The sequence below is a fragment of the Salipiger sp. genome (assembly GCF_059781815.1).
The window spans coordinates 1-9,601 of record NZ_JBYNAH010000198.1; the positions used below are offsets into that span (position 1 = coordinate 1).

The 9,601-nt window shown below is 66.4% G+C and carries 8 protein-coding genes; 4 read left to right on the forward strand and 4 right to left on the reverse strand.

The genetic code is table 11. The features are described from left to right. Positions 1-1,323 (forward strand): Orn/Lys/Arg family decarboxylase (locus tag AC6RA4_RS19245; protein ID WP_500163126.1); only part of this gene is annotated, 1,323 nt, incomplete at its 5' end. 218 nt (positions 1,324-1,541) lie between these two features. Next, the gene (locus tag AC6RA4_RS19250; RefSeq protein ID WP_500163128.1) at positions 1,542-3,161 is read left to right on the forward strand and encodes a tryptophan halogenase family protein; all 1,620 of its coding nucleotides are present in this window, start codon (positions 1,542-1,544) and stop codon (positions 3,159-3,161) included. Positions 3,162-3,216: 55 nt separating this feature from the next. On the opposite strand, the gene AC6RA4_RS19255 is transcribed toward AC6RA4_RS19250, so the two are convergent. After that, the gene (locus AC6RA4_RS19255; RefSeq protein ID WP_500163130.1) at positions 3,217-4,332 is read right to left on the reverse strand and encodes an FUSC family protein; all 1,116 of its coding nucleotides are present in this window, start codon (positions 4,330-4,332) and stop codon (positions 3,217-3,219) included. Continuing rightward, positions 4,329-4,802, reverse strand: a complete 474-nt coding sequence (locus tag AC6RA4_RS19260) for a MarR family winged helix-turn-helix transcriptional regulator (RefSeq protein WP_500163132.1) — start codon at positions 4,800-4,802, stop codon at positions 4,329-4,331. The genes AC6RA4_RS19255 and AC6RA4_RS19260 overlap by 4 nt, the downstream gene beginning before the upstream one ends. 328 nt (positions 4,803-5,130) lie before the next feature. Here AC6RA4_RS19260 and AC6RA4_RS19265 point away from each other — a divergent pair, with 328 nt between their 5' ends. Next, positions 5,131-6,708, forward strand: a complete 1,578-nt coding sequence (locus AC6RA4_RS19265; RefSeq protein ID WP_500163133.1) for a sensor histidine kinase — start codon at positions 5,131-5,133, stop codon at positions 6,706-6,708. Between the two features lie 55 nt (positions 6,709-6,763). Next, positions 6,764-7,750 carry a DNA topoisomerase IB gene (locus tag AC6RA4_RS19270; RefSeq protein ID WP_500163135.1) on the forward strand — a complete coding sequence of 329 codons (987 nt, stop codon included), beginning with the start codon at positions 6,764-6,766 and terminating at the stop codon, positions 7,748-7,750. Positions 7,751-7,795: 45 nt separating this feature from the next. Here AC6RA4_RS19270 and AC6RA4_RS19275 read toward each other — a convergent pair whose 3' ends face one another. Continuing rightward, complete coding sequence (locus tag AC6RA4_RS19275; RefSeq protein ID WP_500163136.1) at positions 7,796-8,227, reverse strand: DsrE family protein; 432 nt, start codon at positions 8,225-8,227, stop codon at positions 7,796-7,798. A gap of 84 nt (positions 8,228-8,311) precedes the next feature. Next, positions 8,312-9,340, reverse strand: a complete 1,029-nt coding sequence (locus AC6RA4_RS19280; protein ID WP_500163138.1) for a magnesium transporter — start codon at positions 9,338-9,340, stop codon at positions 8,312-8,314. Positions 9,341-9,601 lie beyond the last annotated feature (261 nt).

Below are 9,601 nucleotides of genomic sequence, written 5' to 3' on the forward strand. Positions count from 1 at the left end.
CAGCCCCGCATCATGACGCTGACCCAGTCGACCTATGACGGGGTGCTCTACAACACCGAAGAGATCAAGAGCCTGCTCGACGGCTGGATCGAGAACCTGCATTTCGACGAGGCCTGGCTGCCGCACGCGGCCTTCCACCCGTTCTACGGCACCTATCACGCCATGGGCCGCAAGCGCGGGCGCACCGAGAAATCGGTGACCTACGCCACCCAGTCGGTGCACAAGCTCTTGGCCGGCATCAGCCAAGCCAGCCACGTGCTGGTGCAGGATTCCCAGACCACCAAGCTCGACCGGCATCTCTTCAACGAGAGCTACCTGATGCACACCTCGACGAGCCCGCAATATTCGATCATCGCCAGCTGCGATGTGGCGGCGGCGATGATGGAGCCGCCGGGCGGCACCGCGCTGGTGGAAGAGAGCCTCGACGAGGCGCTCGATTTCCGCCGCGCCATGCGGAAGGTCGACGAGGAATACGGCGACGAGGAGTGGTGGTTCAAGGTCTGGGGGCCGGACGAGCTTTCGGAGGAAGGGATCGGGCGGACCCGCGACTGGGTGCTGAAGAAGACCGATGCCGAGGGCGTCGAGACCGGCGGCGGCGACAGCTGGCACGGCTTTGGCGACATGGCGCCGGGCTTCAACATGCTCGACCCGATCAAGGCGACGATCATCACCCCGGGCCTCGATATCGACGGCAATTTCGGCGACACCGGCATCCCGGCCTCGATCGTGTCGAAATACCTCACCGAGCATGGCGTGGTGGTCGAGAAAACGGGTCTCTACAGCTTCTTCATCATGTTCACCATCGGCATCACCAAGGGCCGGTGGAACACGCTTCTGGCGGCGCTGCAGCAGTTCAAGGACGATTACGACAAGAACCAGCCGCTGTGGCGGGTGATGCCGGAATTCTGCGCCAAGCAGCCGCGCTACGAGAAGATGGGGCTGCGCGATCTGAGCCAGCACGTGCACGCGCTCTATGCCAAGTATGACGTGGCGCGGCTTTCGACCGAGATCTATCTCAGCGATCACCGCCCGGCGATGACGCCGTCCGAGGCGTTCTCGCATATCGCGCGGCGCAAGACCGATCGGGTGGGGATAGACGATCTCGTGGGGCGGATCACCACCAGCCTCGTGACACCTTACCCGCCGGGCATTCCGCTGCTGATCCCGGGCGAAGTGTTCAATTCCAAGATCGTCGACTACCTGCGCTTCAACCGCGAGTTTGCCCGCGAATGCCCGGGCTTCGAGACCGATATTCACGGTCTCGTGGCGGAGCTGGGCGAGGATGGTCAGACACATTACTTCGCCGATTGCGTCGCCGAGTGAGCGGGGCGGCCCAAGATTTTTCGTACGAAAAATCTTGGGCGTGAGATGATCGGGCCGTGTCTTTGCCTTCCTTGACCGCGCCTTGGCCCTGCCGGGGCGCGTTTTGCGTGCCAACGCGGCTTTCGCGAACATGAGGCGTGACCCGGAGCGATATCCCGTGCCATCCTGAGACGGAAGGGGCCGCCGGAGGAGGGCCGCTCGGGGTAGGGGAGCATCGTATGGGACAGCCGCTGAGTTCGATCACCATCGTGGGAGGAGGCACAGCCGGGTGGCTGGCAGCGGTCTATCTCAGGCGCGCATGCTCCGAGCGGATCCGTATCACGCTGATCGAATCCCCGAACATCCCGACCGTGGGGGTGGGCGAGGCGACGGTGCCGCAGATGCCCTTCACGCTGCGCCAGATCGGGCTCGAAGAGCGCACCTTCTTTCGCCGCTGCGACGCCACCTTCAAGACCGGGGTGATGTTCCGGAACTGGAACACCGACCGCAGCGGCAAGCTCGTCTCCTACCTCAACCCGTTTTCGAACGCGCCGTCGCTCGACGGGGTGAGCATCGGCAACCATTTCCATGCCTTCGGCGCCGGTAAGCGCGATTATGTCAGCTGCTATTCGCCCTATGCCCACATTGCGAAGGCCTTCAAGGCACCGTTTTCCTTCAAGGATCCCAAGGCGGATCCGATGCCGAAGCCGTCTTACGCCTATCATCTCAACGCCGTCGCCTTCGCAAAGCTGCTCGCAGAGGTCGGGGCGGAGCGCGGCATCGAGCATATCCTCGACGATGTCGATGACGTCGAACTCGACGAGCGGGGCTATGTCGCGGCGCTGCAGCTGCGCGAGCGCGGGCGCCATCCGGTGGAGCTGGTGATCGACTGCACCGGCTTTCGCGGCCGGATCATCCGCGAGGCGCTGGACGAGCCGTTCGAGGATTACAGCGCCTATCTCGGCAACGACCGCGCCATGGCGCTGCAGATCCCGCACAAGGACCCCGCCAAGCTGCCGCCCTTCACCAGCTCCACCGCGCTCGGGGCAGGGTGGTCGTGGAGCGTGCCGCTCTTCAACCGGGTGGGCACGGGCTACGTGTTCTCTTCGGCGCACCGCACCGACGACGAGGCGCGGGACGAGTTCCTCGCCCATCTCGGCGATGCCGCGCCGCCCGGCTCCGAGCCGCGGGTGATCCCTATGCGCATCGGGCGCTCGCGCCGGGCCTGGGTGAAGAACTGTATCGCCATGGGCCTGTCGGGCGGCTTCATAGAGCCGTTGGAATCCACGGCGATCCACATGATCGACCAGAGCATCCGGATGCTGCTCTTCAACATGCCGAGCACCGATTACGAGGCGCCGGTTCGGCGGCGCTTCAACCGCCTCACCGATGATCTCTACAACGAGGTGCGGGATTTCATCTGCCTGCATTACCGGATGGGCAACCGCGAGGACAGCGCTTACTGGATCGACGCCCGCACGCAGCTCAAGATCACCGACCGCCTGGCGGAGAACCTCGATCTCTGGCAATACCAGCTGCCAACACAGCACGACCTTGAGAGCTCCCAGCTCTTCACCCACGACACCTATCAGACCGTGCTCTTCGGCAAGCGCTGCTACGAGAATGGCTATGGTGCCGAGCGGCTGAACACGCCGCGCGACGTGAGGGCGAGTTCGTGGAAGGCCTACCTGCGGGATGCCGAGATCCGCTTTGCGAGGATCGTGGACTACAAGGGCGACCACCGGCGCATTCTGATGGCGCTCCGGGGGGAACTGGAGCCCGGCAAGGCCGGCAAGAAACCCGCCGTCGCGGCGCCCAGGACGGAGTCCTGTTTCAAGGAAACGCCGGTCCTGTTCTGAACGCTGGGGAGGGCCAAGATTTTTCGTACGAAAAATCTTGGCGCCTGGCAGCGGTTCAGCCGGATTTGTGCCGGGATGCGACGTGGTGCCGGTCGTCCAGTGTCGAGAGCAGGATGGCAACGACGATGCCGACGCTGGCGCCGAGCAGCGTGTCGAGCACCCGTTCGGGCGCCATCTCGGCCCCGGACATGGCGGGCGCGGCGAGGTGGCTCATCAGCAGCGCCATCGGCGTGACGAAGATCTGCCCCAGCCCATAATTCGAACCGATCACCAGCTCGGTGGCAAATTGCAGCACGAAGAGCAGCGCGATGATGGTCCAGACCGAGGGATCCTGCACCAGGATCAGCCAGGCCAGCGTCGCGCCGATCACCGCACCGGCCATGCGTTGCAATGCGCGGTGCATGTTGATGTGCAGGAATGGCCCCTGCAGCACCGCGAGCGCGCCCATGGCGGCCCAGACCGGGTGATCGGCCCCGAAGGCGTGGCTGATCAGCAGCGCGATCAGCGCGCCCAGCACGATGCGCACCGAGGCAGTGAGCCGGTGTCCAAGCGGGCGGGTGGTTTCGCTGGGAAAGCGGCGGGTTTCGTCGGGCAGGTGGCGCAGCCATTCGGTGAGCCCGCAGATCGCCCAGGCCAGCAGCGCCACCGTGGCGGTGGCCGCGCCCCGCGCCAGCACCTCCTGGCTTGATGCGACCGGCGACAGGGCGGCGCCGGCGGCGAAGACGAAGATCAGCGCGCCCGGCGGGCCGAAGCGTCCGGTCACGGTGATGAAGAAATAGACCCCGCAGGCCAGCGCCAACAGGCCGAGCTCGAGCAGCGGCGGCAGGCCGAGCCAGCTTGCCGCCGACATGACCAGCACCGCCGAGACCTGGCAGAGCGCTGCCATCAGGACGATACGGCTGCGCCTTTTGCGCGGCTCGAAGCGACCAAAGAGCGCGACGAGCGCGCCAAGCGCGGCAAAGCCGATCAGGTCGGCATAGGGCGACAGGTGGAAGAGAGGCAGGGCGATGGCCACGGCAAGCGCGGCCTGAAACCCGGCGAGGCACGAGTTCCGCAGCGACGGCTGCGGCGCGACGCTGAGGCTGCCGCGCAGCGCCTCGGCGCCCAGCAGGTTGCGGGCCACGTCGATCCGGCGGGCGGGGCGGGCGAGCGAGGGGTCGGTCGCGCTCATGTGTCGGTCTCCTGTCTGCCGCCCGTCTGCAGGGCGTCGAGCCGCGCCTCAATGCGGGCGAACTGTGCCAGCATGGTCTCGATCTCGGCATCGCTGAGATCGGCAAGCAACACTTCCTCGGCGCGGGCGAGCTCCGCGCGGATCTCTGCGACCCGTTGCGTTCCGGCGGCGGTGAGGTGGATCAGGCGGGCGCGGCCGTCATTGGGGTCGGGGCGGCGCTCGATCAGCCCGTCGCGGGCGTGAATGTCGAGTACCCGCACGAGGCTCGAGCTGTCGACCCCGACGAGCGCCGCCAGCGCCTTCTGGGGAATGCCGCCGCCGGTCTCGGCGAGGTGAACGAGCGGCACCCAGGTGGCATCGGTCAGGCCGTTGCGGGCGAGATGGGCGTCGAGCGCGCGGCGCCAGCGCCGGGCGAGCAGCGAGAAGCGGATCCCGAGCCGGTAGCGAGGGGAGGAGGGCGGCGTAGTCATCCGCACGATCTAGCACATTTAAATTGAGTTGCAATTCAATCTTGTTTGGGTGGGCGCAACTTTTCCGAAGCTGCGGTCAGGTGCGCCTCTCGCTTGGCGTGATACACTGCGGAGTGGCGTCTCGGAGCAGCCCGTGAGCGCGGCTCGATCGAAAATCTGAACAGCGATTCCGTTTGCAAGGGCAGGGGCTTCTGCCTATCGTTCTAGGCCAGCCATGCCGTCGCGTGGCGGCATTGGTCTGGCACCGGACCGAACTCTGGAGAACTTGTTGCTACGCCGTCAGTCTCCGAACTTTGACAAGAATTCCTTCCTCTCCGGGCCAAGCGAGATGGCCCGCCGCATACGCGAGTTCGACTGGTCGCAGCACCCGCTCGGCCCGTCCGAAGACTGGTCTGCGGCGCTACGCTCGGCGCTGAGCATTGCGCTGAACTCGGCCTTCCCGACCTGCATCTACTGGGGCCCCGAGTTACGCCTGCTTTACAATGACAGCTGGTCGCACATTCCCGGCCCGCGCCATCCCGCCTGTCTCGGGCAGCCGGCGGCGGAGGTCTGGTCGGATATCTGGCACATCATCGAGCCGCAATTCACTCAGGCGATCAGCACCGGCGAGGGGGTCTATTTCCGCGATCAGATGCTGCCGATGCGCCGCTTCGGGGTCGAGGAAGAGACCTACTGGACCTATAATTTCACCCCGATCCGCGACGACGACGGTTCCATCGGCGGTGTCTTCAACTCGGGCAACGAGACCACGCGGCAGGTGCTGCAGCAGCAGAACACCGGCTTCCTGCTCGAACTCAGCGACGTGTTCCGCAACGTGACCGACCTTGCCGAGCTGCGACGGCGTTCGATCGCCATGCTGGGGGAACATCTCGGTGTCGACCGCGTCGGCATCCGCGAGCGGGTGCAGGACGGGCTCCGGGCCAAGCTGCCGGTGATCGAGCAATGGGCGGCGGAGGGCATTGCGCCGGTGCCGTCCGGTGTCGCGCGTGCGCCGATCCTCGATACGGCTTGGCAACAGTTGCTCGATGGTCGGGTGATGCGGCTCGACGGGACCGATCCGACGCGCGCCGCCATCGACCGGACGGTGCTCGACACGCTCGGCTGCGAGGCCGCGCTTGCGGTGCCGTGGGTCGAGGACGGCCGCACCGAGGCGATTCTCTTCGTGCATTCCTGCACCGCGCGCCACTGGACCGATCTCGAGGTCGAGACGGTCGAGCAGGTGTTGTCGCGGATGATGGCGCTGATGGACCGCGCCCGCGCCGCCGAACGCGAGCGGCTGATGTCGGACGAGATCAACCATCGCTCGCGCAACCTGCTGGCGGTGGTGCAGGCCATCGTGCGCCTTGCGCGGCCCGAGGAACCCGAGGTGATGCGGGCCAAGCTGATCGACCGACTGAGCGCGCTGGCGCAGAACCATTCGTTGCTGGCCGACCAGCGCTGGGAGCCGGTCGCGCTGACCAGCTTGCTGTCGCAGGAGCTTTCGCCCTATGCGAGCGGCGGCGAGATCCGCGTGAGCATGAGTGGCCCGACCGTGGTGCTGAGCTCGGAGGAATGCCAGACGATCGGCATGGTGGTGCATGAACTGGTGACCAACGCCGCCAAGCACGGCGCGCTCAAGGATGCCGGTGGCGCGCTCGATGTGCGCTGGGAGCTGACGCCGGAAGGGCGGTTGCATCTGGAGTGGATCGAGACGGCTGCGGGGCCGGTTGCGAGCGAAGGGTTCGAAGTGCCCGGTTTCGGCTCGAGCCTGCTGCGGCTGATGATCGAGCTGCAGCTCGAGGGCAAGCTGGTGCGCGAGCTGACCCCGTCCGGGCTGCACTGCATCATCGAGATTCCGTGGTCCGAGCGCGATGCGGCACGGCGCGCGCCGGCGGACCGCGAGGTGGAGAGCGTCGCGGCGAAGTGAGCTCCGCGACAGCCGGGCCGGGGAACCGGCGGGCGCGGCCCAGCGTTCTCGGCGCATGACCAGCGTGCCCGATCTCGTCTATTTCCCCGATGACCGCCCCGGTATCTCGCGCCGGCGCTGCGGGCGCGGATTTTCCTACATCGCGCCCGACGGCACCCGCATCGAGCGCGGCCCCGAGCGTCGCCGGATCGACGCACTGGCGGTGCCGCCCGCCTATGAGAGGGTGTGGATCTGTCCGCGCGAGAACGGCCACCTGCAGGCCACCGGTCGCGATGCGCGCGACCGCAAGCAGTACCGCTATCATCCCGATTGGACCGAGCACCGAGCGCGGCAGAAATTCGAGCATCTTGCCGAGTTCGGGCGCGCGCTGCCGGGGCTGCGGCGGCGCATTCTCGAGGACCTTCGCGGCCGCGACCCGGGCGACCGGGCCTTCGCGCTGGCTGCGGTTCTGGCGCTGCTCGACCGCGCCGGGATCCGCGTCGGCAATGCCGATTACGCGAAGCGGAACCGCAGCTACGGCGCGACGACCCTGCGCGGGGCGCATATGTCGCTTGAAGGTGGCGAGCTGAAGCTGAGCTTTACCGGCAAGGGCGGCAACAAGGTCGAGAGCGCGCTGCGCGACCGCACGCTGGAACGGGTCATGTCCGGACTGCACGACCTGCCGGGGCGCGAGCTGATCACCTGGCTCGACGAGGATGGCGCGCCGCATTCGGTGCGCTCGGAGGAGGTGAATGCCTTCCTCGCCGACCGCACCGGCAACAGCGCACTGACCGCCAAGACCTTCCGGACCTGGAACGGCACGGTGGCGGCGCTGAAATCTGCCCTCGACGCCGACCGCGTCACCATCAAGGCGATGTCGGAGGCGGCTTCGGAGCGGCTGCACAACACGCCCGCCATCGCCCGGAAATCCTACATTCATCCAGACGTGATCGCGCTCGCCGAGAGCGATTCTGAAGAGCGGGCAACGTTGTCGCGCGAGGCGCCCGAGGTCACCGGTTTGCGCCGGGCCGAGGCGCAGCTTCTGCACCTGCTGGAGCGCTGATCCCGCCGCGTCAGACCGCGGCGGGGGCAGTCTTGGCGGGCGACCCTAGGGGCGGATGTAGGAATAGCCCTCTTCCTGAAGCTCCACGAGCCGTGCGACGCCAGAGGTCACGACGCGGGCCTCCTCGAGCAGCGTCACCGGGGCGCCGCTCTTCCTCTCGATATTGGCGATGGTGTTGCCGCAGGCCGAAAAGGTGATCGGCAGTTCGAGCGCCAGAGTCTCGATCCGGTCCTTCACCGGGGTCTTGCCCTCGATCAGCATGTGCAGTCCCGGCCCGTAGGCGACCATCTCGATCACCACCTCGTCACCTTGTTCGGTGTAATACTCGGTCAGGTTCTTGGCATTGTTGAGCGCCATGTTCAGAACGTGCGGATCGTTCTGATCCACGTGGAATGCCACGTGATGGGTCTTGCCCTCGGCCAGCACGGCCAAGGGCGCTGCCGCCAGAAGGGCGGCAAGCGCAACGGTCTTGATCATCTCTGTCTCCTCCCTCAGAGACCGCGATGGTAGCGCAAAATGCAGGTTTTGCGATATGTTTTTGGACCGCTGCGCGTGTGCCTCTCAGATCGCCAACAACCAGGTGGTGATGCCGAAATAGAGCAGCAATCCGGTGAGGTCGACGATGGTGGTCAGGGCCGGGCCCGAGACCACCGCAGGGTCCTGCCGCAGCGCCACGGCGGCGACCGGCAGGATCGCCCCGATCAGCGTGGCGCTCACCACCTGCGCTGAGATCGCGATGGCGATGACGAGGCCGATCTGGTTGAGGCTCATGCCTGCCGGCACGTCGCCGCCATTGGACAGGAACAGCACCTTGAGCCAGGCGAAGAGGAACAGCACGCCGGCGAGCATCAGCGCCACCCGCGTTTCGCGCCAGAGGATGCGCGCCGCGTCGCGCAGCTCGACCTCGCCGTAGCTGATGGCGCGGGTCACGAGGCTCGCCGACTGGGTGCCGACATTGCCGCCGGTATCGGCCACCATCGGCATGTAGAGCGCCAGGATCACCAGAGCGTCGAGCGCGCTCTCGTAGACATGCACCACATAGCCTGCCGCCAGCCCGACGATGGCCAGGCCAAGCACCCAGGGGATGCGGCGCCGAAAGTCGTGCCAGACGGGAAGCTCGAAATACTCCTCGTCGTAGTCACCGGTGAGCTTGGCGAAGATGTCGGTATCGTCGTCGATCTTGTCGAGGAGGTAGCGGTGCGCGCCGAGTACCGAGACGGCGCCGACAAAGCGACCTTCGCCATCAAGCACCGCGAGGCCCGAAAGCTCCTCGTCCACCACGGTCTGCGCCGCTTCCTCGGCGCTCCAGCTCAGGTCGGCATGGAAGCGGGCCGGGCGCAGCACATCGCTTACGCGCGTCCCGGGCTGGGCCTTGCCGCACGCGGCGAAGCGCACCACGCCGAGGAAGCGCCGATCCGCATCGACCACGAAGGCGAGAAGCTCGGTGCCCTCGCGGGCGGACTGGGCGAAGTGGCGGATGGCCTGGGCGCAGGTCATGTCGGGCGAGACCAGCAGCGGCGCGGGGGCGAGCACCGCGTCGATCGGATCGAAGGGCGAGAGGGTATCCGGGGTGAGCTCGGTCGCGGTCATGGCGTGCGCCCTCAGGTCATGGGAATGGTCCGGTTAGACGTCTGGAATGTAACAGATCCGTGACGGATCGGCGGGCCCGCGCGGTCCGGGACCCGCGGGTTGCTTCACACGACTTTACGCTGATTTTCCACGCGCGACATTGTCGCAATCCGGAAACTCGTCGAGACGGAGCCCAAGAAAATTCGTCCGAATTTTCTTGGGCAGGGACCGGCTGACGGGGGCGCGGGGGGGGGGGGGGGGGGAGCAGAAATATAATACACC

Bases quoted from the DNA above. Each gene is read 5' to 3' on its own strand.
- AC6RA4_RS19250 (WP_500163128.1), top strand. From the start codon at position 1,542: ATGGGACAGCCGCTGAGTTCGATCACCATCGTGGGAGGAGGCACAGCC.
- AC6RA4_RS19255 (WP_500163130.1), bottom strand. From the start codon at position 4,332: ATGAGCGCGACCGACCCCTCGCTCGCCCGCCCCGCCCGCCGGATCGAC.
- AC6RA4_RS19260 (WP_500163132.1), bottom strand. From the start codon at position 4,802: ATGACTACGCCGCCCTCCTCCCCTCGCTACCGGCTCGGGATCCGCTTC.
- AC6RA4_RS19265 (WP_500163133.1), top strand. From the start codon at position 5,131: ATGGCCCGCCGCATACGCGAGTTCGACTGGTCGCAGCACCCGCTCGGC.
- AC6RA4_RS19270 (WP_500163135.1), top strand. From the start codon at position 6,764: ATGACCAGCGTGCCCGATCTCGTCTATTTCCCCGATGACCGCCCCGGT.
- AC6RA4_RS19275 (WP_500163136.1), bottom strand. From the start codon at position 8,227: ATGATCAAGACCGTTGCGCTTGCCGCCCTTCTGGCGGCAGCGCCCTTG.
- AC6RA4_RS19280 (WP_500163138.1), bottom strand. From the start codon at position 9,340: ATGACCGCGACCGAGCTCACCCCGGATACCCTCTCGCCCTTCGATCCG.